24 protein-coding genes and 1 tRNA gene are annotated in these 23,907 nt (G+C 73.0%); 17 read left to right on the forward strand and 8 right to left on the reverse strand.

What is annotated here, in order from left to right; all coding sequences use genetic code 11:
- The first annotated feature begins 14 nt into the window (after positions 1-14).
- The 7 genes from ssd (at position 15) to ACS3YM_RS00115 (ending at position 4,718) form a co-directional block, all read left to right on the forward strand.
- Positions 15-1,022 (forward strand): septum site-determining protein Ssd, encoded by a 1,008-nt coding sequence (gene ssd, locus ACS3YM_RS00085; RefSeq protein WP_439938015.1) that lies wholly within the window; start codon positions 15-17, stop codon positions 1,020-1,022.
- Complete coding sequence (locus ACS3YM_RS00090; protein WP_439938016.1) at positions 1,019-2,197, forward strand: TadA family conjugal transfer-associated ATPase; 1,179 nt, start codon at positions 1,019-1,021, stop codon at positions 2,195-2,197. Before ssd ends, ACS3YM_RS00090 begins: the two co-directional genes overlap by 4 nt.
- Positions 2,194-2,868 (forward strand): type II secretion system F family protein, encoded by a 675-nt coding sequence (locus tag ACS3YM_RS00095; protein WP_439938017.1) that lies wholly within the window; start codon positions 2,194-2,196, stop codon positions 2,866-2,868. The genes ACS3YM_RS00090 and ACS3YM_RS00095 overlap by 4 nt, the downstream gene beginning before the upstream one ends.
- Positions 2,865-3,611, forward strand: a complete 747-nt coding sequence (locus ACS3YM_RS00100) for a type II secretion system F family protein (protein WP_439938018.1) — start codon at positions 2,865-2,867, stop codon at positions 3,609-3,611. Before ACS3YM_RS00095 ends, ACS3YM_RS00100 begins: the two co-directional genes overlap by 4 nt.
- A gap of 140 nt (positions 3,612-3,751) precedes the next feature.
- Positions 3,752-3,943, forward strand: a complete 192-nt coding sequence (locus tag ACS3YM_RS00105) for a DUF4244 domain-containing protein (RefSeq protein WP_439938019.1) — start codon at positions 3,752-3,754, stop codon at positions 3,941-3,943.
- Positions 3,943-4,305 carry a TadE family type IV pilus minor pilin gene (locus tag ACS3YM_RS00110; RefSeq protein WP_439938020.1) on the forward strand — a complete coding sequence of 121 codons (363 nt, stop codon included), beginning with the start codon at positions 3,943-3,945 and terminating at the stop codon, positions 4,303-4,305. Before ACS3YM_RS00105 ends, ACS3YM_RS00110 begins: the two co-directional genes overlap by 1 nt.
- 68 nt (positions 4,306-4,373) lie before the next feature.
- On the forward strand, positions 4,374-4,718 hold the full coding sequence (locus ACS3YM_RS00115) for an Rv3654c family TadE-like protein (RefSeq protein ID WP_439938021.1): 345 nt from the start codon (positions 4,374-4,376) through the stop codon (positions 4,716-4,718).
- Between the two features lie 146 nt (positions 4,719-4,864).
- Here the strand turns inward: ACS3YM_RS00115 and ACS3YM_RS00120 are convergent, their stop codons facing one another.
- Positions 4,865-5,173: a hypothetical protein gene (locus ACS3YM_RS00120; RefSeq protein ID WP_439938022.1), complete on the reverse strand. Its 309-nt coding sequence runs from the start codon at positions 5,171-5,173 to the stop codon at positions 4,865-4,867.
- Between the two features lie 18 nt (positions 5,174-5,191).
- The gene (locus ACS3YM_RS00125; RefSeq protein ID WP_439938023.1) at positions 5,192-7,531 is read right to left on the reverse strand and encodes a DEAD/DEAH box helicase; all 2,340 of its coding nucleotides are present in this window, start codon (positions 7,529-7,531) and stop codon (positions 5,192-5,194) included.
- A gap of 189 nt (positions 7,532-7,720) precedes the next feature.
- On the opposite strand from ACS3YM_RS00125, the gene ACS3YM_RS00130 reads away from it, so the two are divergent.
- Entirely contained in the window at positions 7,721-8,056 is a 336-nt protein-coding gene (locus tag ACS3YM_RS00130; RefSeq protein ID WP_439938024.1) for an anti-sigma factor antagonist, read from the forward strand.
- 161 nt (positions 8,057-8,217) lie between these two features.
- Entirely contained in the window at positions 8,218-10,530 is a 2,313-nt protein-coding gene (locus tag ACS3YM_RS00135; protein WP_439938025.1) for a sodium-translocating pyrophosphatase, read from the forward strand.
- A gap of 92 nt (positions 10,531-10,622) precedes the next feature.
- Here ACS3YM_RS00135 and ACS3YM_RS00140 read toward each other — a convergent pair whose 3' ends face one another.
- Positions 10,623-11,516, reverse strand: coding sequence for a phosphotransferase family protein (locus ACS3YM_RS00140; RefSeq protein WP_439938026.1), 894 nt, complete (start codon positions 11,514-11,516; stop codon positions 10,623-10,625).
- A 74-nt stretch (positions 11,517-11,590) separates the two neighbouring features.
- Here ACS3YM_RS00140 and ACS3YM_RS00145 point away from each other — a divergent pair, with 74 nt between their 5' ends.
- On the forward strand, positions 11,591-13,081 hold the full coding sequence (locus ACS3YM_RS00145; protein ID WP_439938027.1) for a DUF7059 domain-containing protein: 1,491 nt from the start codon (positions 11,591-11,593) through the stop codon (positions 13,079-13,081).
- Here the strand turns inward: ACS3YM_RS00145 and ACS3YM_RS00150 are convergent.
- Complete coding sequence (locus tag ACS3YM_RS00150) at positions 13,074-13,862, reverse strand: hypothetical protein (protein WP_439938028.1); 789 nt, start codon at positions 13,860-13,862, stop codon at positions 13,074-13,076. The genes ACS3YM_RS00145 and ACS3YM_RS00150 overlap by 8 nt on opposite strands.
- Positions 13,863-14,123: 261 nt before the next feature.
- Here ACS3YM_RS00150 and topA point away from each other — a divergent pair, with 261 nt between their 5' ends.
- Positions 14,124-16,817: a type I DNA topoisomerase gene (gene topA / locus ACS3YM_RS00155; RefSeq protein ID WP_439938029.1), complete on the forward strand. Its 2,694-nt coding sequence runs from the start codon at positions 14,124-14,126 to the stop codon at positions 16,815-16,817.
- Between the two features lie 9 nt (positions 16,818-16,826).
- Here topA and ACS3YM_RS00160 read toward each other — a convergent pair whose 3' ends face one another.
- Positions 16,827-17,210, reverse strand: coding sequence for a rhodanese-like domain-containing protein (locus ACS3YM_RS00160; protein WP_439938030.1), 384 nt, complete (start codon positions 17,208-17,210; stop codon positions 16,827-16,829).
- Positions 17,211-17,300: 90 nt separating this feature from the next.
- On the opposite strand from ACS3YM_RS00160, the gene tmk reads away from it, so the two are divergent.
- From tmk to ACS3YM_RS00180, 4 genes are all read left to right on the forward strand, one after another.
- Positions 17,301-17,939, forward strand: coding sequence for a dTMP kinase (gene tmk, locus ACS3YM_RS00165; protein ID WP_439938031.1), 639 nt, complete (start codon positions 17,301-17,303; stop codon positions 17,937-17,939).
- The gene (locus tag ACS3YM_RS00170; protein ID WP_439938032.1) at positions 17,936-19,093 is read left to right on the forward strand and encodes a DNA polymerase III subunit delta'; all 1,158 of its coding nucleotides are present in this window, start codon (positions 17,936-17,938) and stop codon (positions 19,091-19,093) included. Before tmk ends, ACS3YM_RS00170 begins: the two co-directional genes overlap by 4 nt.
- The gene (locus ACS3YM_RS00175) at positions 19,090-20,649 is read left to right on the forward strand and encodes an alpha/beta hydrolase (protein WP_439938033.1); all 1,560 of its coding nucleotides are present in this window, start codon (positions 19,090-19,092) and stop codon (positions 20,647-20,649) included. Before ACS3YM_RS00170 ends, ACS3YM_RS00175 begins: the two co-directional genes overlap by 4 nt.
- Before the next feature lie 124 nt (positions 20,650-20,773).
- The gene (locus ACS3YM_RS00180) at positions 20,774-20,965 is read left to right on the forward strand and encodes a DUF6767 domain-containing protein (RefSeq protein ID WP_439938034.1); all 192 of its coding nucleotides are present in this window, start codon (positions 20,774-20,776) and stop codon (positions 20,963-20,965) included.
- Here ACS3YM_RS00180 and ACS3YM_RS00185 read toward each other — a convergent pair.
- Entirely contained in the window at positions 20,937-21,380 is a 444-nt protein-coding gene (locus ACS3YM_RS00185) for an OsmC family peroxiredoxin (protein ID WP_439938035.1), read from the reverse strand. The genes ACS3YM_RS00180 and ACS3YM_RS00185 overlap by 29 nt on opposite strands.
- Positions 21,381-21,510: 130 nt before the next feature.
- Between ACS3YM_RS00185 and ACS3YM_RS00190 the strand changes: the two genes are divergently transcribed.
- Positions 21,511-21,583 (forward strand) — tRNA-Thr (locus tag ACS3YM_RS00190).
- A gap of 220 nt (positions 21,584-21,803) precedes the next feature.
- Positions 21,804-22,166: a hypothetical protein gene (locus tag ACS3YM_RS00195; protein ID WP_439938036.1), complete on the forward strand. Its 363-nt coding sequence runs from the start codon at positions 21,804-21,806 to the stop codon at positions 22,164-22,166.
- A gap of 27 nt (positions 22,167-22,193) precedes the next feature.
- On the opposite strand, the gene ACS3YM_RS00200 is transcribed toward ACS3YM_RS00195, so the two are convergent.
- Positions 22,194-23,453, reverse strand: a complete 1,260-nt coding sequence (locus ACS3YM_RS00200; RefSeq protein WP_439938038.1) for an MFS transporter — start codon at positions 23,451-23,453, stop codon at positions 22,194-22,196.
- 153 nt (positions 23,454-23,606) lie between these two features.
- Positions 23,607-23,819, reverse strand: a complete 213-nt coding sequence (locus tag ACS3YM_RS00205; protein ID WP_439938039.1) for a hypothetical protein — start codon at positions 23,817-23,819, stop codon at positions 23,607-23,609.
- Positions 23,820-23,907: the final 88 nt, after the last annotated feature.

A 23,907-nucleotide genomic window follows, 5' to 3' on the forward strand; every position in this document is an offset into this window, starting at 1 on the left:
CGACGCTCGTGGGCATGCCCGTCCTCCTGGTGACCCGATCGCCCTCCCTCCACGACGCCGTCGTCCCGCTGTGCGCCGCAGCCGGTGTCGAGGTCGAGGTGTGCGCCGACCCGGGGCTGTCGCTCGCGTCGTGGGGGGAGGCCGACCTCGTGCTGGTCGGGGACGACCTGGCCGAGGCGGTGGCAGGCCTTGCGCCAGCACGCCGGACGGGCGTGCACGTCGTCGGGCTCTCGCCCGGTGACGCGGTCTTTCGCCACGCCGTGGACCTCGGCGCCGCGTCGGTGATCGACCTCCCCGACGCCGCGGCGTGGCTGGTCGACGCGGTGGCCGACGTGGGCGAGCGCGGCTCGCCCGGCCGCACGGTCGGTGTGGTCGGCGGCACCGGTGGAGCGGGGGCGACGACCCTGGCGTGCGCGCTCGCCCAGTGGCACGCCGCGCGGGCGCCGACGCTGCTGGTCGACGCCGACCCGCTCGGTCCCGGGCTCGACCGCCTGCTCGGGATGGAGGACGTGGCCGGCGTGCGGTGGGAGGGTCTCGTCGAGACCACCGGCCGGCTGGGCGCGCGGGCGTTGCGTGAGGCGGTGCCGCGGCGCGACCACCTCGGCGTCCTCACCTGGGCGGGTCTGCGACGACGCCTCGACGTGCCGACCGCGCGGCGGGTGCTGCCGACCGCCGTCCGCGGGCACGGCCTGGTGGTGCTCGACCTGGCGCGGCAGTCCGCCGCCCTGGGCGAGCTGGCCGACAGGTGCGACGACCTGCTGGTCGTCACGCCGGCGACCGTCCCCGGCCTGGCCGCGACCGCACGGCTGGTCGCCGACCTCGGGCGCGAGACCCGCGCCGGGCTGGTGCTGCGTCCCGGCGGGGTGGGTGATGCCGACGCAGAGCGGGTCACGGGGCTCCCGGTCGTCGCGGCGGTCGCCGACCAGCGTGGGCTCGCGGCCTCCGTGGACCGCGGGCTCGGTCCGCTCGCCGGCCGGGGACCGCTCGCCCGGGCGGCGCGCGACCTCCTGGACGCGGCATGAGCGCGCCGGTCCCGCCCGCCCTTGTGCCCGTTGCGGTCCTCGACGACGTACGCCGCCGGCTGGCGGGTTCGGCCGGTGAGCTCACGCCCCACCGCGTGGCCGAGGCGCTGCGCGCGTCCGGCTCACCCGTGGGCGACGCCACGGTGCTCGCCGTGCACGACCTGCTGCGTCGCGACGTGCTCGGGGCCGGGCCCCTCGAGGACCTGCTGCGGCTGCCCGACGTCACCGACGTGCTGGTCAACGGTCCCGACGACGTCTGGATCGACCGCGGGAGCGGGCTCGAGCGGGTCGCGGTGACCTTCCCCGACGACGCGGCCGTACGCCGGCTGGCGCAGCGCCTGGCGGCCTCGGCCGGGCGGCGGCTGGACGACGCGACCCCGCACGCCGACCTGCGCCTGCCCGACGGCACCCGGTTCCACGCCGTGCTGGCGCCGGTCGCGAGGTCGGGCACTGTCGTGTCGCTCCGGGTCCCACGTTCCCGGGTCTGGACGCTGCCCGAGCTGGTGGACGCGGGAGCGCTCCCGCCCGACGGCGCCTTCCTGCTGGAGGAGGTCGTCGACGCGCGGTGCGCCTTCTTCGTGACCGGTGGCACCGGCACGGGGAAGACCTCGGTGCTGTCCGCGCTGCTGTCGCTGGTCGACCCGGGCGAGCGCATCGTGCTGGTCGAGGACGCGAGCGAGCTGCGGCCCGACCACCCGCACGTGGTCGCGCTCGAGGGCCGCCCACCCAACATCGAGGGCGCCGGTCACATCTCCGTCCAGACGCTGGTGCGCCAGGCGCTGCGGATGCGGCCCGACCGCTTGGTCGTGGGCGAGGTGCGAGGCGCCGAGGTCGTCGACCTCCTGGCCGCGCTCAACACGGGCCACGGTGGCGGCTGCGGAACGCTCCATGCCAACTCGGCGGCGGACGTGCCGGCCCGGATCGAGGCCCTGTCGCTGGCCGCGGGCCTGCCCCGGGAGGCGGCGCACAGCCAGCTGGCGTCGGCGCTGGACGTCGTGGTCCACCTCGGTCGAGGTCGCGACGGCCGTCGCCGGATCCTGGAGCTGGCGGTGCCCGAGCGGGACGACTCGGGGCTGGTGACCCTGCGCACGGCGGCCACCTTCGAGCCGGACCGGGTCGTGCGAGGTCCGGCCGCCGGTGGGCTCGCCGCCCGGCTGGGGTCGGTCGCGTGGTGAGTGGGTGGCTCGCGGCCCTGCTGCTGGGCGCCGCGGTGGCGATCTGCGTGCCGTCCGGCGGCTCGCCGACCGCACGTGCTCGACCACCCGCCACAACGTGGCCACGGACCGTGCCGTTCGTCGGCCGGCGCCGGGAGGTCGCTGCCGACCAGGCCGCGGTGCTGGAGGTCTGCGACCTCCTCGCCGCCGATCTCGCGGCGGGCCGACCACCCGATGCCGCCCTCACCGCTGCAGGCGAGCGGTGGCCGCCGCTGGTCCCCGCGGTGGAGGCGGCCCGCCTCGGTGCCGACGTGCCCGACGTGCTGCGTCGCCTGTCGTGGGAGCGGCGCGGCGCCGCCGACCTGCAGTGGGTGGCGGGGGCGTGGCAGGTCGCGCACCACTCCGGCCACGGCCTCGCGGCCGCGCTCGAGCGCACCGGCGACGGCCTGCGGGCCCGACGCCGCACCAGACGGCTGGTCGACTCGGAGCTCGCGTCCGCGCGAGCCACGGCACGGCTGGTGGCCTGCCTGCCGCTGGCGGTGCTGGTGATGGGGTCCGGCGCCGGGTCCGACCCGTGGGCCTTCCTGCTGGGCACGCCGGTGGGCTGGCTGTGCCTCGTCTGCGGTCTGGGCCTGATCGGCCTCGGACTGTGGTGGATCGAGCGCCTGGCCGACGGGGCGGCCGGACCGTGAGCTGGCTCAGCGCGGCCTGCGCAGCCGTCGCGGTCCTCGTCGCCGTCCCCTCCGATGCTCAGTGCCTCAAGGTGGGGCGCCTCGGTGCCGGGCGCCTTGCTCTCGGACCTGCCGGGCTGGGAGCCGAGGCGTCGGTCGCCGGGTCCTTCGTGGGTCTGCGGCTCGTGGGCTCGGTGGGCGCCGGACTGGGTGCGTGGTTGTTCGTCGGCGGGCCGGCCGGCGCGGTGGCGGCGGTCGTGGTGGCGGTGGTCGCGCACCGGGTGCTGGCGCGGGCCGAGGCGCCCGCGGCCCGCCGCGAGCGCGAGGAGGTGGCCCGCACGCTGCCGCACCTCATCGACCTCTTCGCCTCGTCGTTGCAGGCCGGCGCCGAGCCCGTCGCCGGCCTGGCGCACGTCTGCGCCGCGCTGCCCGGACCCGCGGCCGACCGGCTCGCCCCCGTGGTCGAGCGCGCCCGGTGGGGCGCCTCCGGCGCCGAGGCGTGGAGTGCGATCGCGTCGGACGAGGTCCTCGCGCCCCTCGCGCGGGCCATGCTCCGCTCGCAGGCCTCGGGCGCCTCCGTCGTCCAGACCGTGGAGCGTCTCGCCGACGAGCTCGAGCGGGAGTCCCTCGCGCGGGCCGAGGACGCGGCCCGGCGGGTGGGCGTCTCGGCCGCGCTGCCGCTCGGTGTGTGCCTGCTGCCCGCCTTCCTCCTGCTCGGTGTGGTGCCCACCGTGGCCTCGTTGTTCGGCTCGGTCGCCCCGTGACGGGCCACCTCGCCTCCACAGGGCACCCGGTCCGGCGGTCCTCCACACCCTCCGACAGTGCCGGGTGCGCGCGCCCGCCAGCGCTCGGAAGGTGGTGTCCGACGGGGCTCACCGGGAGTCCCGCGACGTCAGGGGAATCGATGAGGACCAACCGTCACGACACGCACGGCACGGACACGGAGTCGGGCATCACCACCGCGGAGTACGCCGTCGGCACGGCAGCCGGCGCCGGCTTCGCCGGCCTGCTCTACAAGCTGCTCACGGGCAGCTTCGGCGACCAGCTGCTCGGCCGGCTCTTCGACCACGTCATGAGCCTGCTCGGCATCGGGTGATGGGGCTGCGCGCGAGGCGCGAGCAGGGGGCCGCGACCGCCGAGCTGGCGCTGGGGATCCCGCTGCTCGTCGCGCTGACCGCCGGGCTCGTCTGGATGCTGGCGCTCGGCGCGACCCAGGTGCAGGTGATCGACGCGTCCCGGGAGGCGGCGCGCGCGGTGGCTCGGGGTGACGACGCATCCGCCGCGGAGGCCGTGGCCCGTCAGATCGCGCCCCAGGGGTCACGGGTCACCATCGAGGTCGGCGAGAGCGAGGTCCTCGTCACCGTCAGCGCGCGGGTCGACGGGCCGGGCGGGTTGCTCGCCTCGCTGCCGGGTGCGACCGTCTCGGCCGACGCGGTCGCCCTGGTCGAGACGTCGTGAGGTGGCGGCCCCGACCCCGGCGGCCGGGATCCTGCTGGCGCGCGGAGGACCGCCGGCTGGGCGGCCAGGTGGTCGGTTCGGGTCACCGCCCGGAGGCCGGGGGAGCGACGGTGCTCGTCGTGGCGATGGCCGGGATTCTGCTGTTCGTGATGGTCGGGCTCGCCGCCGCCGGTGGCCTCGTCACCGCCCAACGTCGCGCCCAGGCCGCGGCCGATCTCGCCGCCCTCGGCGCCGCGTCCACCCTCGACGAGGCCTGCCGGCAGGCGGCGTGGATCGCGGCTGCCCACGCCGCGGCGCTCGAGTCGTGCGAGGTCGCCGGGGACGAGGTCACCGTCACCGTGTCGGTGGACGGACCCAGGGTTCCCTGGCGGGACGTGCGAGTGGGCGCCGAGGCGCGGGCCGGGCCGGGCTGAGGCCGCCGACGGCGCTGCGCACGGCGGGACCGGTCGGCACGCCGCTCGTCGACGACACGCGGCACAGCGCTGGCGACACGCCGATGGCCACGGCGTCAGGGCACGAGGATCGGCCCCGGCCTCGGAGATGTACCTCGGCGCGGACCTCAGAGGGTGTCGCGGTTCGCCTCGGGGTTGTCGTCGCGGCGCTCGGCCTCGACGCGCTCGAGCTTCGCGTTGAGCTCGGTCAGCTCCTTGCGCTCCTTGCGGTGCGCCAGGGTGCGCCGGGTGCCCCACTTGAGGATCGAGAAGCCCCAGAGGATGGCGGCACCTGCCGCGACACCGACGAAGAAGGACTCCAGGGTCGTCACGTCGAAGCCGAGCAGCTCGCCGCCGGAGCCGGGCTCGCTGACGAAGACCGCGGAGAGGATCGCGATGCCGCCGAGGATCATGAGGCCGAGTCCGAGGATCACCATGCGTGGAATCTAGCCCCCTCACCCAGCGCGTGGCGCCCCGGCGAGCAGCGCGTCGAGCAGGAGGATCGCTCCGGCCTTGTCGAGCGGGTTGTTCTGGTTGCCGCACTTGGGCGACTGGATGCAGGACGGGCAGCCGCTCACGCACTCGCAGCTCGCGATGGCCTCGCGGGTCGCCGCGAGCCACTCGGGGGCGGTGCGGAAGCCGCGCTCGGAGAAGCCGGCGCCCCCGGGATGGCCGTCGTACACGAACACGGTCAGCACTCCCGTGTCGGCGTGGCGGGCCGTGGAGACCCCGCCGATGTCCCACCGGTCGCAGGTCGCGAAGAGGGGGAGCAGCCCGATCGAGCAGTGCTCGGCGGCGTGCGCGGCGCCCGGCACGTCGAGCGCCACCAGACCGGCCTCGGCCACGACGTCGTCAGGCACCGTCCACCACACGGCGGTCGTGCGCAGCGTGCGCTCCGGCAGGTCGAGCGGCTCCTCGGACAGCACCTCGCCGCCCGGCTGGCGGCGCTTGAGGAAGGACACGACCTGGTGCGAGACGTCGACCTCACCCAGTGAGAGCTCGCAGCCGCCCCACGACTGCCGTTCGCGGGTGGAGACGATCGTGATGTCGGTGACCTCGCGGGCCGTCGTGCTGTAGGCGGGCTCGTCGCGCCGCATGACCGCGACGTGGTGCTCGAGGTCGAGGTCCTCGACCAGCCAGGTCTCGCCCTGGTGGACGTAGACCGCGCCGGGGTGCGCCTGGTTGTGCGCACCGCTGGCGTCGACCGTGCCCACCACCCGGCCGGTGTCCGCCTCGATGAGCTGCACCGGCGACCCGCCGGCGGACCGGATGTCGGCGAGGTCGGCGGCCCGGCCGCGGTCGGTCCAGAACCAGCCGCGCGGGCGCCGCCGCAGGAGGCCGAGCGTGGTGAGCTCGTCGACGACCTCCCGCGCGGTGGGGCCGAAGAGCGGCAGGTCGGCCTCGACCAGTGGCGACTCCTGCGCGGCCGCGCACAGGTGGGGTCCCATGACGTGCGGGTTGGACGGGTCGAAGACCGACGCCTCGACCGGCGCCCCGATCAGCATCTCCGGGTGGGTGACGAGGTAGGTGTCGAGCGGGTCGTCCTTGGCGACCAGGATGCCCAGCGCGTCCTGCGCGCCGCGGCCCGCCCGTCCGACCTGCTGCCAGAAGGCCGCTCGGGTGCCGGGGAAGCCGGCGATCAGCACGGCGTCGAGGCCGCTGATGTCGATCCCGAGCTCGAGCGCGTTGGTCGCGGCCAGGCCGACGAGGTCACCGCGGCGGAGCGCGGCCTCCAGCGCCCGGCGCTCCTCGGGCAGGTAGCCACCGCGGTAGGCGGCGACCCTGCCGGGCAGGGACGGGTCGACCTCGGCCAGCAGGTCCGCGGCCGTCAGCGCCACCTGCTCGGCGCCGCGGCGGGAGCGGATGAAGGCGAGCGTCCGCACGTCCTCGGCCACGAGGTCGGCCAGCAGGTCCGCCACCTCGGACGACGCGGCACGGCGTACGGGGGCGCCGTTCTCGCCCGCGTGGGAGGTGAACGGCGGCTCCCACAACAGCAGCGACACCCGGCCGCGCGGCGAGTCGTCGCGCGTCAGCGCCACCACGTCGAGGCCGGTCAGCCGCGACGCCGTCACCTCGGGCTGCGCGACGGTCGCGGAGGCGAGCACGAACGTCGGGTGCGCGCCGTACATCGCGCACACCCGCCGCAACCGGCGCAGCACGTGGGAGACGTGCGCGCCGAAGACGCCGCGGTAGTGGTGGCACTCGTCGACCACGACGTACTGCAGCGAGCCGAGGAAGCGCGCCCACCGGTGGTGGGAGGGGAGCAGCGAGCGGTGGAGCATGTCGGGATTGGTGAGGACGTACTCCCCGAAGTCGCGCGTCCAGTCGCGCTCCTCCCGTGAGCTGTCGCCGTCGTGGGCGGCGAGGCGTACGTCGAGGTGCAGCGACGCCAGGCCCGCGAGCTGGTCGTGGGCGAGTGCCTTGGTGGGCGCGAGGTAGAGCACCGAGGCACCGCGCTCGCCGCGCGAGCCCCGGGCAGTCCGGATCGCGGACAGGGCCGGGAGCTGGTAGGCCAGCGACTTCCCCGACGCCGTCCCGGTCGCCACGATCACGTGGTCGCCCGCGTGGGCGGCGTCCGCCGCGACCACCTGGTGGCGCCAGGGCCGGGCCACGCCCTGCGCGGCGAAGGCGCCGCGCACGTCGTCGGGCACCCACGCCGGCCAGTTCTCGTGCACCGGCTCACGGGCAGGGAGCACCTCGAGGTGCTGGAGCCGGTCCTCACGCCCGGGGACGCCCGTCAGCCGCCGGACCAGCGCCTCCACGGGAGGCAGCACATCGGGGCGGTGGGGACTCACGGACCGAGTCTGGCAAACGCTTCGGACACCGACAGAGGGGGCACGGAGGGGGCACGGAGTGGGTGAAGTGTTGAGGACTCATGCGCAACCCTCGTGACTCGTGGTTTGATACCACCCGGAACGATCAAGGGGGCACGTGGTGTGCCCCGCACTCGTACTGTCCGAGCATTCGGGGACCGGGGAGCAGTTGTGGATCTCACCCTTGCCACACGCGAGGTGGATGGGCGCGCCATCGTGGCCGTCGGCGGCGAGATCGACGTCTACACCGCGCCCAAGCTGCGTGACTGCATCACCGACCTCGTGGGTGCCGGCACCTACGACATCATCATCGACCTCGAGGCCGTCGAGTTCCTCGACTCCACGGGCCTCGGCGTGCTCGTCGGTGGCCTGAAGAAGGTCCGCGCCCACGACGGCTCGCTGGACCTGGTCTGCACGCAGGAGCGCCTGCTCAAGATCTTCCGGATCACCGGCCTGGCCAAGGTGTTCGTCATCCACGACGCCGTCGGCCTCGCTCCCGGCGCCTGACGCGCCCGCTCGTCGCACCCCTCCGGACCTGGTCTGGAGGGGTTTGTCGCGTAGGCACGCGTGCACCGGTGTGGCGTGGGTCACCCTGCCCCGTGATCTGGGTCACCTCTGCGTAGACTCCGGCGCGACATCGGATCTGTTCCAGTCCTAGGAGGACACGCATGACGGGGATCTTGCCCGCGGTCGTGAAGCCGGAGCTCGAAGGTGGCAACCTGATCCTGGTCGTCGTCGTCGCCCTGATCGCGCTCGGCGCGCTCGGGATGGCCGCGATGTTCAGGTCCCAGGTGTTGGCCGCCGGCGAGGGCACCGACAACATGAAGACGATCGCCCAGGCCGTGCAGGAGGGCGCCAACGCCTACCTGACGCGGCAGTTCCGCACTCTCGGGATCTTCGCCGCGGTGGCGTTCGTGGTCCTGTTCGCACTGCCGGCTGACGACATCTCGGTTCGCATCGGCCGCTCCATCTTCTTCCTGGTCGGCGCTGGCTTCTCCGCCGCCATCGGCTACCTCGGCATGAGCCTGGCCGTGCGCGCCAACCTGCGCGTCGCCGCCGCCGCCGAGACCGAGGGCCGCGACCCCGCCATGGTGATCGGCTTCCGCACCGGCGCCTTCGTCGGCATGGCGACCGTCGGCCTCGGCCTGCTCGGCGCCAGCGTCGTCGTCCTCCTCTTCAAGGACGAGGCCCCCCACGTGCTCGAGGGCTTCGGCTTCGGTGCCGCCCTCCTCGCCATGTTCATGCGTGTCGGTGGCGGCATCTTCACCAAGGCCGCCGACGTCGGCGCCGACCTGGTCGGCAAGGTCGAGCAGGGCATCCCCGAGGACGACCCGCGCAACGCCGCCACCATCGCCGACAACGTGGGCGACAACGTCGGCGACTGCGCCGGCATGGCCGCCGACCTCTTCGAGTCGTACGCCGTCACGCTGGTCGCCGCGCTGATCCTCGGCGCGGCCGCCTTCGGTGACAAGGGCCTCGTCTTCCCGCTGCTGATCCCCGCGATCGGCGCGCTCACGGCGGTGCTCGGCGTCTTCATCACCAAGCCCAGGGCCGACGAGAGCGGCCTGACGACCATCAACCGCGCGTTCTACATCTCCGCGGGCGTCGGTGCCTTGGCCTCGGTGATCCTGTCCTACGTCTACCTGCCGGGCTCGTTCGGCGAGTTCACCAACATCACGGGCATCGACATGGCGACCGCCGAGGGTGACCCGCGGCTGATCGCGTCGCTCGCCGTCGTGATCGGCATCGTGATGGCCGCCGGCATCCTCGCGCTCACCGGCTACTACACCGGCACCGAGTACCGCCCGGTCAAGGACGTCGCCAAGACCTCCCTCACCGGACCGGCGACGGTGATCCTGTCCGGGCTCTCGGTCGGCTTCGAGTCGGCGGTCTACACCACGCTCGTGATCGGCGCGGCCGTCTTCGGCGGCTTCCTGCTCGGCGGCGCGACCCTCACGGTCTCGCTGTTCGCCGTCGCGCTCGCCGGCTGCGGCCTGCTGACCACGGTCGGCGTCATCGTCGCGATGGACACCTTCGGCCCGGTCTCCGACAACGCCCAGGGCATCGCCGAGATGTCGGGCGACGTCAGCGAGCACGGCGCGCAGATCCTCACCGAGCTCGACGCCGTCGGCAACACCACCAAGGCCATCACCAAGGGCATCGCGATCGCCACGGCAGTGCTCGCCGCGACCGCGCTCTTCGGCTCCTACGCCACCTCGGTCACCGAGGCCTACCTCGAGTCCGGGGCCAGCGACCCGCTCGACTTCACCGTCTTCAACCCCGGCGTCCTGGTCGGCGTGCTGCTCGGCGCGGCGGTCGTGTTCCTCTTCTCCGGCCTCGCCATCAACGCGGTCGCCCGCGCTGCCGGCGCCGTCGTGATGGAGGTGCGCCGCCAGTTCCGCGACATCCCCGGGATCATGGAGGGCACCGGTCGTCCGGAGTACGGCAAGGTCGTCGACATCGTCACGCGCGACTCGCTGCGCGAGCTGATCACGCCCGGCATCCTGGCCGTGATGGCTCCGGTGGCCGTGGGCTTCGGCCTCGGCGTGACCTCGCTGGCCGGCTTCCTCGCCGGAGCGATCGGTGCGGGCACCCTGATGGCGGTCTTCCTGGCCAACGCCGGCGGCGCCTGGGACAACGCCAAGAAGCTCGTCGAGGACGGCCACCACGGCGGCAAGGGCTCCGAGGCCCACGCCGCGACCGTCATCGGTGACACGGTCGGTGACCCGTTCAAGGACACCGCCGGCCCGGCGATCAACCCGCTCATCAAGGTGATGAACCTGGTCTCGCTGCTCATCGCCAGCGCCGTGGTCTCGATGAGTGTCGGCGACGACCAGAACGACGCGCTCCGCATCGTCATCGCCCTCGTGGCGGTCGCGATCGTGGTCGTCGCGGTGGTGGTCTCCAAGCGACGCGAGGTCGTGATCGCCGACGACGGTGACAACACCGGCTCGTCGTCGTTCGCCCCGCACCACGCCTGACCCGTTGTGATCCCCGGGTACCCGGGGAAGCTGGAGCCTCACGCCCGAAACTTCGGGGGTGAGGCTCCAGCTTGGGTATGGAGGCTTGGGTGTCAGCGCTCGCCGAAGTGGGCCCGGGTCAGCTCCTCGGTGAGCCCGCCCAGCGCGGTGTGGTCGTCGGTGTCCCCGGTGTGCGGCCCCTGGAGCCACTGGGCGAACGACCAGATCTCCGAGAGGCGCCACTCGAGGTCGAAGAGCCGCACCATCTGCGGGTCGTGGTCGACGTCCCGTCCCTCGTGCACCAGCGTGGCCAGGTCGCGCTCGCGCGGTGCCAGCACCAGCGACTCCCAGTCGATGAGCCACGTCCGGCCCCGCGCCAGCCACTGGTTGCGCACGTGGGGCTCGCCGTGCGTGACGACGTACGTCGCCGGGTCGGCCAGGTCGAGCAGCCGTGCGTGCTCGCGGGCCCATCCGCCGACGGCGGTGAGGTGCTCGACCAGGAGCTCGCGGGCGCTGGACCCCAGCGGTCCGTCCCACGGTCGTTGCAGCAGCTCGCGCAGGAGGACCGGCAGGGCGGGGTCGATCTCGGTCGCCCATCTGCGAGCCGTGCTCGGCGCGGGCGTGCGGTGCAGCTCCGCGAGGAGGTCGGGCAGCTCGGCGACCGACTCGTCCGGACGCCGTCCGTCCAACCACCTCGTCACGCTGGCGGTGCGGGCACCGACCGGCACCGTGAAGGCACCGCCTGCGGTGGGCAGCGAGGGCCAGACGAAGTCGAGGCCGAGCGCGGCCGCGGAGGCGTACGCCGCCTCCAGGCTCGCCTGCGTGTGGCGGGGCAGGTCCGGGTCGAGGGTGGCGAAGAGCGTGGGCTCGCCCTGCACCTCCACGCGCCAGTGGTGCGCACCCCAGCCGACGGCCAGGTGCTTCACCGCGTCGGCCCGCGGCTCCCAGTGCCGGCGGACGACCGCGAGCACCTCGTCGTCGGTCACGTCCGGGGGTCGCTCGAGCATCCGGCCATCCTCACACCGGGCGGTCGGACGGCCGTGCACGACGGGCGGGAGCGGCGGTCTGGGAGGCTGGCGCCATGCCCTCGGACCTGGACTTCACCGCGCGCCTGCGTGACGCGCTGCTCGCGGCCGGCTTCACCTACGACCGCGTCGCCGAGGCGATCGGCGAGGAGGCGCACCGCGCGCTCGGGCGCAACGAGACCCTCCCCGCCCTGCGGCGTACGACGTCGGGCGGGCCGCTCGACACCTTGATCCGGCTCTTCCTGCTCCAGGCCACGGTCGGCCGGGACGCGGCCGACCGGGCCCTGCCCGGACTCGTCGACGAGCTGTGCAACGCCGGGCTGCTGGGGCAGAGCGTGAGCGAGGTGGCGGCTCGGACGGACTGCCGCCCCTACGCCACCTCCGAGGCCGGCGCGGACCGCGACCTGTGGGTCGTCTCCGACCTGACGCCAGGGCTGGACGGGGCGCCGGTGGCGGTCGGTCCCGACCACGTGCTCGGCATCTCGAGCGCCTCGACCAGCCTGGCGCAGCTGACCATGCGGGAGCCGGTCGGACGTGCCCTCGACCTGGGCACCGGCTGCGGCGTGCAGGCGTTGCACCTCGCGGCCCACGCCGACCACGTGGTCGCCACCGACGTCAACGCGCGAGCGCTCTGGATGACGCGCCTCAACGCCGCGCTCAACGGCGCGCAGGTCGACGTCCGCGACGGCTCGTTCTTCGAGCCGGTGGCGGGGGAGCGCTTCGACCTGATCGCGACCAACCCGCCCTTCGTCATCTCGCCGGCGACGGGCGAGCGACTCGTCTACCGCGACTCCGGCCTGCCGGGCGACCGGGTCGTCGAGCACATCGTCCGCACCGGCCCGGACCACCTCACCGACGGCGGCTGGCTCCAGGTGCTGGCCAACTGGGCGATCGTCGAGGGCCGGCCGTGGGACGAGCGGATCGGCTCGTGGCTGCGCGAGGACTGCGACGCGCTGGTGGTGCAGCGCGAGACCCTCGACCCGGCGGCGTACGTCGAGCTGTGGCTGAAGGACAGCGGGCACCACGGCGGGCCGGACTACGTCCAGCGCTACGACACGTGGTTGTCGTGGCTGGAGGAGACCGGCATCGTGGGCGTCGGCTTCGGCTGGATCAACGTCCGCCTCGGCGGGCACGGTCACCCCGGGAGGCACGAGCTCATCGAGTGGCCGTACGACGTCGAGCAGCCGATCGGGGCGGCGATCCACGCGTGGGGCGAGGCGGTCGCCGACCTGCGCGGCCTCACCGACCACCAGCTGCTCGCCACCACGCTGCGTGCCCGCGAGGACGTCCAGCAGGAGACCGTGGGCCGCCCCGGAGCCGAGGACCCCGAGGCGATCGTGCTGCGCCAGCAGCGCGGCTTCCGGCGGGCCCGCACCGCCGACACGGTCGAGGCGGCCTTCCTCGGCGCGTGCGACGGCGACCTCACCGTCGGCCAGCTCCTCGGCGCGCTCGCTGCGCTGCTCGAGCGGGACGAGGCCGAGCTGCGCGAGACCTACCTCCCGGTGGTGCGCGAGCTCGTCGGCGAGGGGTTCCTCGAGGTCAGCTGACCTCCGAGGGTGCGAGCCGGGCCTCCTCCGCCAGGGACCGGTCGCGCAGCTCGACGAGGTCGCGTCGCACCGACGCGGACAGCAGCTCCACCCGCCCGACGGCCAGCAGGGCGGGGGCCTCGCAGTCCCACGGGCGTCGAACCGGCCAGCCGAGCCGGCGGACGTGGCCGAGCACCTGGTTGCCGGCACTGTTGAGGGCGGTCGTGCCAAGGTGGTCGGCGACCCTGGCTTGGGTGACCGGCCCCTCGGGACCGATCGCCGCGTTGGCCTTCCCGACGACCCACACGATGCCCGCCGCGAGCCGGGCGGGCGTCATCCGGTCGGCGAGCTCGGGCAGCCGCTCGCGCACCAGCAGCAGGCACTCCCGCAGCGGGGCCGCCAGGTCGGTCGTGAGCAGCGACTCGCGCACGTCGGTGAGCAGCTCGTCGGTGACCAGCCACGGCTCGTCGTCCACGGGGTCGAGGTGGTCGCCCAGGCGCGGCAGCGCGACGGGTGAGGCGGTCATCGCCAGCAACGCCTCACGGCTGCCGGCAACCTCGTCGAGCCACGCCAGCGCTTGCGCGTGCCGGGGCGGTGCGGGAGGGCTCTGGACCACCTGGGACCGCAGGTCCTCGTCGTGGCGCCGGGCGACGTCGTCGTACGCACTGTCCTCCACCCGCTCGCTCCACGCGTCGACGAGTCGACCGTCCACGAAGACGAGGTGGCTGAGCCTGCCCCCGTCGGCGAGCCGTTCGCGGGGCTCTCGCCAGAGCAGGTCGTCGTAGTAGCGGTGGTCGAGCACTGTTCCTCCTCGGTGGTGGGTGTGTCACCACGCTCGGGCGCCCCTCCGACAGCTCCTGCGGTGTCCGCCGAGACCCTGTGGACAGCGGGCTGCGCGGTCGGTCTGTGGACGGAGACCGGGCCGGTCCAGACCCGATCCCCAGCGGATGTGGACAGGGTCGACGGTCCACACCGGTCGCCTCCTGGGGTGGAGATATCGGGATGTGGCGCTACCGTTGCGGCGCTGAGCAACATCTCGGCAGCAACAAAGGAGCAATCTGAAGTGGCAAAGCTCGTCATCGTCGAGTCCCCGGCCAAGGCCCGCACCATCGGCGGCTACCTCGGCAAGGACTACGTCGTCGAGTCCTCGATCGGTCACATCCGCGACCTGCCCAACAACGCCGCGGACACTCCGGCCAAGATCAAGGACAAGCCCTGGGGCCGCCTGGCCGTCGACGTCGACAACGGCTTCGAGCCCTACTACGTCGTGCCACGCGACAAGAAGAGCCACATCTCCAAGCTGAAGAAGCTGCTCAAGGAGGCCGACGCCCTTTACCTCGCCACCGATGAGGACCGCGAGGGCGAGGCCATCGCCTGGCACCTGCTCGACGAGCTGAAGCCGCCGAAGGGCCTGCCGGTCCACCGGATGGTCTTCCACGAGATCACCAAGCCCGCGATCCTCGCCGCCGTCGAGAACCCCCGCGACATCAACGACGACCTCGTCGAGGCCCAGGAGGCGCGCCGCATCCTCGACCGCCTCTACGGCTACGAGGTCTCGCCCGTGCTGTGGAAGAAGGTCATGTCCGGCCTCTCCGCCGGCCGCGTGCAGTCGGTGGCCACCCGCCTGGTCGTCGACCGCGAGCGCGAGCGGATGAAGTTCAAGGTCGCCTCCTACTGGGACCTCGACGCGACGTTCGACGCCGGCACCGGCCACGACCCGCGGATGTTCCCCGCCAAGCTCCACAGCATCGACGGGGTGCGCGTCGCCCGCGGCTCCGACTTCGACAACACCGGCGTGCTGAAGGGCAAGGGGGAGCGCGTCCACCTCTCCCGCGCCGACGCCGAGACGCTGGCCATCGGCCTCAGCGACACGACGTACGACGTGCGCTCGGTCGAGTCCAAGCCCTACCGCCGCTCGCCGTACGCCCCCTTCCGCACCACCACGCTGCAGCAGGAGGCGAGCCGCAAGCTCGGCATGAGCGCGAGCGTGACGATGTCGGTCGCGCAGCGGCTCTACGAGAACGGCTTCATCACCTACATGCGTACCGACTCCACCACCCTGTCGGGTGCTGCCGTCGGTGCGGCGCGCGACCAGGTGCGCGAGCTCTACGGCGCCGAGTACCTCCCCGACTCGCCGCGCACCTACGCCTCCAAGGTCAAGAACGCCCAGGAGGCGCACGAGGCGATCCGCCCGGCCGGCGAGTCGTTCCGCACGCCCGCCCAGACCGGCCTGTCCGGCGAGCAGTTCCGCCTCTACGAGCTGATCTGGATGCGCACCGTCGCCTCGCAGATGAAGGACGCCACCGGCAACTCGGTGACGATCCGCATCGGCGGTCCCGCCGCCGACGGCCGCGACGTGGTCTTCAGCGCGAGCGGTCGCACGATCACCTTCCACGGCTTCCTCAAGGCCTACGTCGAGGACATCGACGATGCGTCCAAGCGCCGCGACGACGCCGAGACCCGCCTGCCCAACCTCACCCAGGGTGCCGCGGTGTCCGCCGCGACGCTGACCCCTGAGGGCCACGAGACCAAGCCGCCGGCGCGCTACACCGAGGCGACGCTGATCAAGGAGCTCGAGGACCGCGAGATCGGCCGCCCGTCGACCTACGCCTCGATCATCGGCACGATCCTCAACCGCGGCTACGTCTACAAGAAGGGCACCGCGCTGGTGCCCGCCTGGCTGGCGTTCTCGGTGATCCGGCTGCTGGAGGAGCACTTCCCGCGGCAGGTGTCCTACGAGTTCACCGCCTCGATGGAGGACGTCCTCGACGAGATCGCCAACGGCCACCGCGACCGCTCGACCGAGCTCGGCGAGTTCTACTACGGCTCCGGCGACGTGGTCGGGCTCAAGACGCTGGTCACCGACCTCGGTGAGATCGACGCCAAGGAGATGGCCACCTTCCCGATCGGCGAGGGCATCGACCTCCGCGTCGGCCGCTACGGCCCGTACGTCGAGGGCCCGGGCCCAGACGGTGGCGACGCTGCGCCGGTGCGCGCCAACGTGCCCGACGACCTGCCGCCCGACGAGCTGACCGTGGCCAAGGCCAAGGAGCTGCTGGCCAACCCGGCCGGCGAGGAGCAGGTGATCGGCAACCACCCCGACACCGGCCTCCAGATCGTCGCCAAGAACGGTCGCTTCGGCCCCTACGTCACCGAGCTGCTGCCCGAGGACGCGCCCAAGAGCGCCAAGCCGCGCACCGGCTCGCTCTTCAAGTCGATGACCCTCGACACCGTCTCGCTCGAGGACGCGGTCAAGCTGCTCGACCTGCCCCGCGTCGTCGGCACCGACGAGGACGGCACCGAGATCACCGCGCAGAACGGTCGCTACGGGCCCTACCTCAAGAAGGGCACCGACTCGCGCTCGCTGACCAGCGAGGACCAGATCTTCGACATCACGCTCGACCAGGCCAAGGCCATCTACGCCCAGCCCAAGCAGCGTGGTCGTGGTGCGGCCACTCCGCCGCTCAAGGAGCTCGGCAACGACCCGGTCTCGGGTCAGCCGGTCATCGTGAAGGCCGGTCGCTTCGGCGAGTACGTCACCGACGGCGAGTACAACGCCACCCTCCGCAAGGACGACACCGTCGAGTCGATCACCCTCGAGCGCGCGGCCGAGCTGCTCGCCGAGCGTCGCGAGCGCGGTCCGGCCAAGAAGGCGGCCAAGAAGGGCGCGAAGAAGGCTCCCGCGAAGAAGACGGCAGCCAAGAAGACCGCAGCCAAGAAGACCGCTGCCAAGAAGACCGCCGCCAAGAAGTCCTGAGGCTGCCGGTCACGCGACCGGCAGCCCGGCGGCCTTCCACGCCCGGAACCCGCCGACGAGGTCGGTCGCGCGGTCGACGCCGAGCTGCTGCAGCGTGGCGGCCGCCAGGCTCGAGGAGTAGCCCTCGTTGCAGACCACCACGACGTGGAGGTCGTACGACGCCCACGGCAGGCGCGCCTCGCACGCCGGGTCCAGCCGCCACTCGAGCACCGTCCGCTCGACGACCACCGCACCGGGGATCGCGCCCTCCGCGCGGCGGTCCGCCTCCGGGCGGATGTCCACGAGCACGGCGCCGTCGGCCTGCGCGCGCAGCGCCTCCTCGGGCGTGAGCCGCACCAGGCCGGCGCGCGCGTCGGCGAGCAGCGCGTCGATGCTGCGGAGCCGCGTAGTCACCCACCCATTCGACCACTGCGGCCGGACGAACGCCACGTCCCCCAGCCGGCGACCGGGCCGCTGTGGGCGCCCGCCCGTAGGGTGTGCCACGTGAGCCCCGGAGTCTTCTCAGAGCACGGACTCTTCGTCTGCTTCGAGGGCGGCGAGGGGGCCGGCAAGTCCACCCAGTCGCGGCTGCTGCGCGACTGGCTGGTGGAGCGTGGCCACACCGTGCTGCTCACGTTCGAGCCCGGCGACACGGGCGTCGGCAAGGAGCTGCGGCGGATCGTGCTCGACCCGGCGACCGGTGAGCTGTCCGACCGCACCGAGGCGCTGCTCTACGCCGCCGACAAGGCCGAGCACGTCGACCACGTCGTGCTGCCCGCGCTCGCGCGGGGCGAGGTGGTGATCACCGACCGCTACGTCGACTCGACCCTGGCCTACCAGGGCGCCGGCCGCACGCTGGACGTCGGCGAGGTGGAGTCCGTCGCCCGGTGGGCCACCGGCGACCTGCGCCCGCACCTCACCGTCGTACTCGACCTGGAGCCGGAGGCGGGCCTGGACCGCTTCACCGAGCGCGACCGGATCGAGGGGCAGTCGCTGGAGTTCCACCAGCGCGTCCGGCAGGGGTTCCTCGAGCTCGCCGCCGCCGACCCGGACCACTACGTGGTGCTGGATGCCCGCGCGGGCATCGACGACATCGCCGCGTCCATCCGCGAGCGGGTCGCGCCGCTGCTGGAGCAGCGATGAGCGTCTGGGACGACCTCGTGGGCCAGAAGCCCGTGATCGAGACGCTCCGAGCTGCCGCTTCCGGCGAGGGGATGACCCACGCGTGGCTGTTCACCGGGCCGCCCGGGTCGGGCCGGTCCAACGTGGCGCGCGCGTTCGCCGCCGCCCTGCAGTGCGAGAGCCGCACGGGCTGCGGCGAGTGCGAGGCCTGCCGCCTCGGCATCAGCGGCTCGCACCCCGACATCAAGTGGGTCAAGTCGGAGACGTCGGTGCTCTACGTCAACGACATGCGCGACCTCGTGCTCGCGGCCGGCAAGTTCCCAGCCGTCGGCCGGTGGCAGATCGTGGTGATCGAGGACGCCGACCGCCTCGGCACGCCGGAGAACCCCCGCACCGGCAACGCCCTGCTCAAGGCCATCGAGGAGCCCACCCCGCGCACGGTCTGGCTGCTCTGCGCGCCGACGCGTGCCGACGTGCTGCCGACGATCGCCTCGCGCTCGCGGCACGTCACGCTGGCGACACCCACCGGTCAGCAGATCACCGACTTCCTCACCCGCTCCGGGATCGACGCGACGGTGGCGTCCTTCGCGGCCCGCGCCAGCCAGGGCCACATCGGCCGGGCCCGGGCCCTCTGCGTCGACGAGGGCACCCGCACCCGACGGCGCGAGGTCGTCTCGCTGCCGGCCCGGATGACGAGCATCGGCAGCTGCATGACCGCGGCGACCAACCTCAACGACCTGGCCAAGGAGGAGACCGAGGCGATCACCGCCGAGGCCGAGGAGCGCGAGCTCCGCCAGCTCCAGTCGATCTTCGGCTCCGAGCGCAAGGACACCACCTCGCGGGCCTACCGCGCGGCCCTCTCCGACCTGGAGAAGCTGCAGAAGCAGAAGGCCAAGCGACGCGTGCTCGACGTCATCGACCGGGCGTTGATGGACCTGGTCTCGGTCTACCGCGACGCCATCGCGGTCGCCGTCGGGGCGCCCGGCATGCTGGTCAACGAGGAGCTGCGCGGCGACGTCGCCGTCGTGGCCCGGGCGGCCTCGCCCGAGGAGCTGCTGCGGATGATCGACGCGATCTTCGCCGCGCGCGAGCAGATGCTGGAGTTCAACGTGCCGCCGCAGCTGGCGCTCGAGTCCATGGCGGTTGCGCTGCGGCTGCCCGGAGGTCGGCAGTGAAGAAGGTCCTCGCGCTGGTCGCGGTGTTCGCGCTCGCGCTGACGGCCTTCGTCACGGTCGGGCTCGCGCTGCAGGGCGGCGGGTCCGGCACGACCCCCACCGTGCGTCCGACCCCGTCGCCGACCACGCCGCCCCCGTCGTCGGTGACGCAGCCGCCGAGGTCCGCGCTGGCGGACTTCTACTCCCAGCGCATCGACTGGCAGCCCTGCGAGACCAACGGTGACCAGGACTGCGGCACCCTCACCGTGCCGATCGACTACCGCGACCCGCAGGGAGACACCATCGAGCTGGCCCTGCTGCGGGTCCCGGCAACGGGCGCCCGCGTCGGCTCCCTGGTGGTGAACCCGGGCGGCCCCGGCGCCCCCGGCACGTCGTACGCCGCCGCGGCCGCGCGGGTCTTCCGCGACCCGCTGTTGCAGGGCTTCGACATCGTGGGCTTCGACCCCCGTGGCGTGGGGCGTTCGGCGCCCGTCGACTGCCTGAGCGACGTCGAGCTCGACGGCTACCTCGCGGAGGACCCGACCCCGGACACCCCCGACGAGGTCGCGGCCTACAAGGCCGCGGTCCTGTCCTACGGCGACGCGTGCCGGGCCAACACCGGCGCCCTGCTCGGGCACGTCACCACGATCGAGGCGGCGCGCGACATGGACGTCCTGCGGTCGGCGCTCGGCGAGGAGAAGCTCTCCTACCTCGGGGCGTCGTACGGCACCAAGCTCGGCGCGACCTACGCCGAGCTCTTCCCCGAGCAGGTCGGTCGCCTCGTGCTCGACGGGGCGGTCGACGTCGCCCTGGACCCCAGGTCGGCGGCGATCGACCAGGCCGCGGGGTTCGAGACCGCGCTGCGCGCCTACGTGCAGAACTGCCTCGACACCACCGACAACTGCTTCCTCGGCGACACCGTCGACGAGGGCCTCGCCACCATCAGTGACCTGCTTGCCTCGATCGAGGAGGAGCCGCTGCCGGCGGGGGAGCGCGAGCTGACGGTCGGCAACGCGTTCTACGGGATCGTCACGCCGCTCTACAACCGCGACTACTGGTACCTGCTGAGCGCGGCGCTCGCCTCGGCGCTCGAGGGCAAGGGCTCGGCGCTGATGTCGCTGTCCGACGCCTACGCCTCGCGCAACCCCGACGGGTCCTACGCCGACAACTCGATGGAGGCCAACTACGCCGTCAACTGCCTCGACGACCCGGCGTCGGTTCCCTTCAGGAAGGTGCCCTCGCTCTTCGCGGACTTCGAGGCGGCGTCGCCGACCTTCGGCCGGATCTTCGCGTGGGGGATGACGGGCTGCCGGGGCGTCGCGGTGAAGTCCAGCGAGAAGCCGCTCGACATCCGAGGCGAGGGTGCCGCCCCGATCCTGGTGCTCGGCACCACCCGCGACCCGGCGACGCCCATGAAGTGGGCCGAGGCCCTGGCCGCGCAGCTCGACTCCGGGGTGCTCGTCGAGCGCGACGGCGACGGCCACACGGCGTACAACTCCGGCAACGCGTGCATCGACTCGATCGTGGAGGACTTCCTGCTCGACGGGGCGGTACCCGCCGACGGCACGCAGTGCTGAGGTCGGTCCCGCCTCCGCTTCCGCCGTCCGTCATGCGAACCAGCACGCATAGGTGTGGATTCGGATGACGGATCCGGGACCTTCGGCCCTGCGGCTCGGGACGCCGGCCGCCTAGCGTCGAAGCATGACGACGGTGGCCGCCCGGTGCCCCCTGCGCCCCGGAGACTTCTGCACCTTGTGCGTGCCGGGCGCGACGGGACCGCAGGACTGTCCGACGGTCGCCGAGGTGATGCGGGACCCCGCGCTGCGGACACGGCTCGCCGAGCTGCAGCGCGAGGCCCGGGAGGTCAGCCCTCGAGCGCTGCGTCCAGCGTGATCTCCACCCCGGTCAGCGCCTTGCTGATCGGGCAGCCGACCTTGGCCTGCGCGGCCGCTTCCTTGAACGCGGCGTCGTCGATCCCCTCGACCTCACCTCGGACGGTGAGCTTGATGCCGGTCAGCTTCACGCCACCGGCCTCGTTGTCGGGGCCGAGCGTCACGTCGGCGGAGACGTCGAGCGCGTGCACGGTGCCGCCGGCGTCGGTCGCGAGCTTGGACAGCGACATCGCGTAGCAGGCGGAGTGGGCCGCCGCCACGAGCTCCTCGGGGCTGGTGCTGCCGTTGGCGTCCTCGGCTGCGCGCTTGGGGAAGCTGACGTCGTAGGTCCCGAGTCCGGAGCTGGTGAGCTCGACCTGGCCTGATCCGTCCTGCAGTCCGCCGGTCCAAGCAGTGCGTGCTGAGCGAGTGGGCATCGTGCCTCCTGGAGTGAGGTGTGCGGTCGCAGTCGAACATAGCCGGTGCGACCCACACCCTGATTTCAGTCCGGGCCCGCGCGCTCCGTATACTCGCCCGCGGTCCACCGAGCACTCCTCGGCAGGCCGCGCCGCCTTAGCTCAGTCGGTAGAGCGAGTCACTCGTAATGACTAGGTCGTCGGTTCGATTCCGACAGGCGGCTCAGCCGCGCAAGAGCCCGGGTCCTCCTAGACGGAGTGGCTCGGGTTCTTGCTTTCCAAGGGTTCGGATGCTGTGCGCGGCGGTGATGGCGCGGTGCGGTGGTGGCTCTGTCGACGACCGGGACTGGAGACCCCCGACCAGGTGACAGGTGGCTCTGTCGCGGTGCCGCCCACGGCGCGCATCGTCGAGACATAGCCACAACCCGCGACCGAGGAGGAGTCATGGCACCAGCAATCCTGCTTCTGGTGGTCCTCGTGGTGGGCGGAAGCATCGCCATCAGCCTCTTCCTGCGCAACTGGGTCCGCGAGGAGTCGAAGCGCGAGGCGCACATGAGGGACCCGCGCACGCACACCATCGCCTACGCGATACCGAACGGGATGGATCCCGTGACCTTGGAGACCGCCCTCGCCCTGGCGGGTTTCAACTCGGCGCACGATCGCGTCGGCATGACCGACTGCGTCCGCATCGAGTGCGACGAGTCGCAGCGTGACCGGGTGCGCAGTGTCCTGGAGGACGTCTCGATGACCGCGTACGACGGCTCGCTGCTGCCGGCCGGGCACGTCGTCTTCGAGGACGAGCGCTGACGACGACGCGCTCTCGGCCGCGGCGGATCAGGTCGTCGGCCCGACCTCGACAGCAGATTCCACGCCCGGACCGTCGAGCACCGGCTCCACCACCGCCGCGCGCAGCCGGCCCTGCTGCGAGCTCATGAGCAGCACGGCGAGCACGGTGGCGCCGATGGTGACGCCGAAGGCCGCGGTGGCACCCGAGGCGTCGGCGAGTCGCCCGGCGAGGCTGGAGCCGACGGCGTACCCGACGCCGGTCGCACTGGCCAGCAAGGTCATGGCCGCGCCGACCCGGGCGGGCGGCACGACGCGCTCGGCGAGCGAGAAGACCGCGATCATGTACGGCGCCACGGCGACGCCGAGCACCAGGACGGTCGCGGCGGCACCGAGGGGAGACTCCACGACCAGCAGGGGCAGGGCGAGGACCAGCAGCGCCCACGACGCGACGAGGGCGCGGCGTTCGTGCCCGATGCGCTCGGGGACGAAGGCCGTGGCGAGGCCGGCCAGTGCGCTGCCGACGCCGAGGGCGGCGTGGATGAACCCGGCAAGACCGGGGCTGCCCGCGTCGGTGGCGAGCACCGTGGAGCCGGTCTGCGTCGCGCCGAAGAGCATGCCGATGGACACCTGCGCCACCACGAGCACGACGAACGCGGCCCCCAGCAGGCGGCCGGTCGACACCGGGCGGTGCGCCGCGTGGGCGAGGCGGGCGGACGGGTCGAGGGCGAAGGCGGATCCGAAGACGGCGAGCAACAGGGCCGCGAGCAGCAGGGCGCCCGCAGGGGAGAAGGCGGCGACGGACAGGCCGATCAGCGCGGGACCGATGGCGAAGGAGGCCTCGTCGGCCGCCCCCTCGTAGGAGAACGCCGCGTCGACCAGCCGACGCTGGTGCGCGCCGGTGGTGCGGGTCAGCGGTCGCCATCGCACCCGTGCCAGCGGGCCGACCTGCGGCAGGGCGAGTCCGGTGGCAGCGGCGGTGAGGACCACCAGCGCGTCGGCGGCACCGACGTGGACGACGGCGACGAGGAGCGCCAGGCCCGCGGCACCGAGCAGCGACTGCACGAGCACGACGGGTCGCTGGCCGACCCGGTCCGCGAGCGTGCCGGCCACGGGAGCGCCGACGGCGTTCGCGACGGCCAGTGCGCCGGCGCTCAGGCCGCCGAGACCGTAGCTGCCGGTGGACGTGGCGACCAGCAGGAGCGTGCCGAGCTGGCTCATCGCGAGGGGGAGCCGACCCACGAACGCCACGAGGACGTACGTCGGTCCGGCCAGGTGGAGAAGTCGGCGGTAGGAGGCGAGTGGGCTCACGGGATGGTCCTTCGGGTGCGTCAGAACGACGCGCCGAACCCACCTCCAAGACGCGTGAAACCCTCTGCGGGAGCGATTCTACGAGCGGTCGTCACGCCGGGCGCAATCGAGCGCGCAGGTCAGGAGCGTGGTCGGCCTGCTGGCCACCTGACGTCACGCAGTCCCGGGGGTCTCCTCGATGTCGCGGAGGTGCGCCCTGGACGCGCCGAGCCCGCAGTCCATGCACCGCCAGAAGTCCACGCCGACGTTGATCCACTGCGTCTTCGTCTCGCACCCGCAGGGGCCGTGGGCCACGGTCTTCGGCTTGACAGGCAGCTTCTTGATCATCGGTTCGCTGAACAGCCAGCTGAGGAATGAGCCGATCACGCACCCATGCTAGGGCGCGAGCAGTCGCACCAGAGTCGTTCCAGATCGAGATGACGCCTACTAGGGTCGAGCGGGTGAGCGATCCGGC

It is taken from the genome of Nocardioides sp. N13(2025), from assembly GCF_051912545.1.
In the GTDB taxonomy this organism is placed as follows: Bacteria; Actinomycetota; Actinomycetes; order Propionibacteriales; family Nocardioidaceae; genus Nocardioides.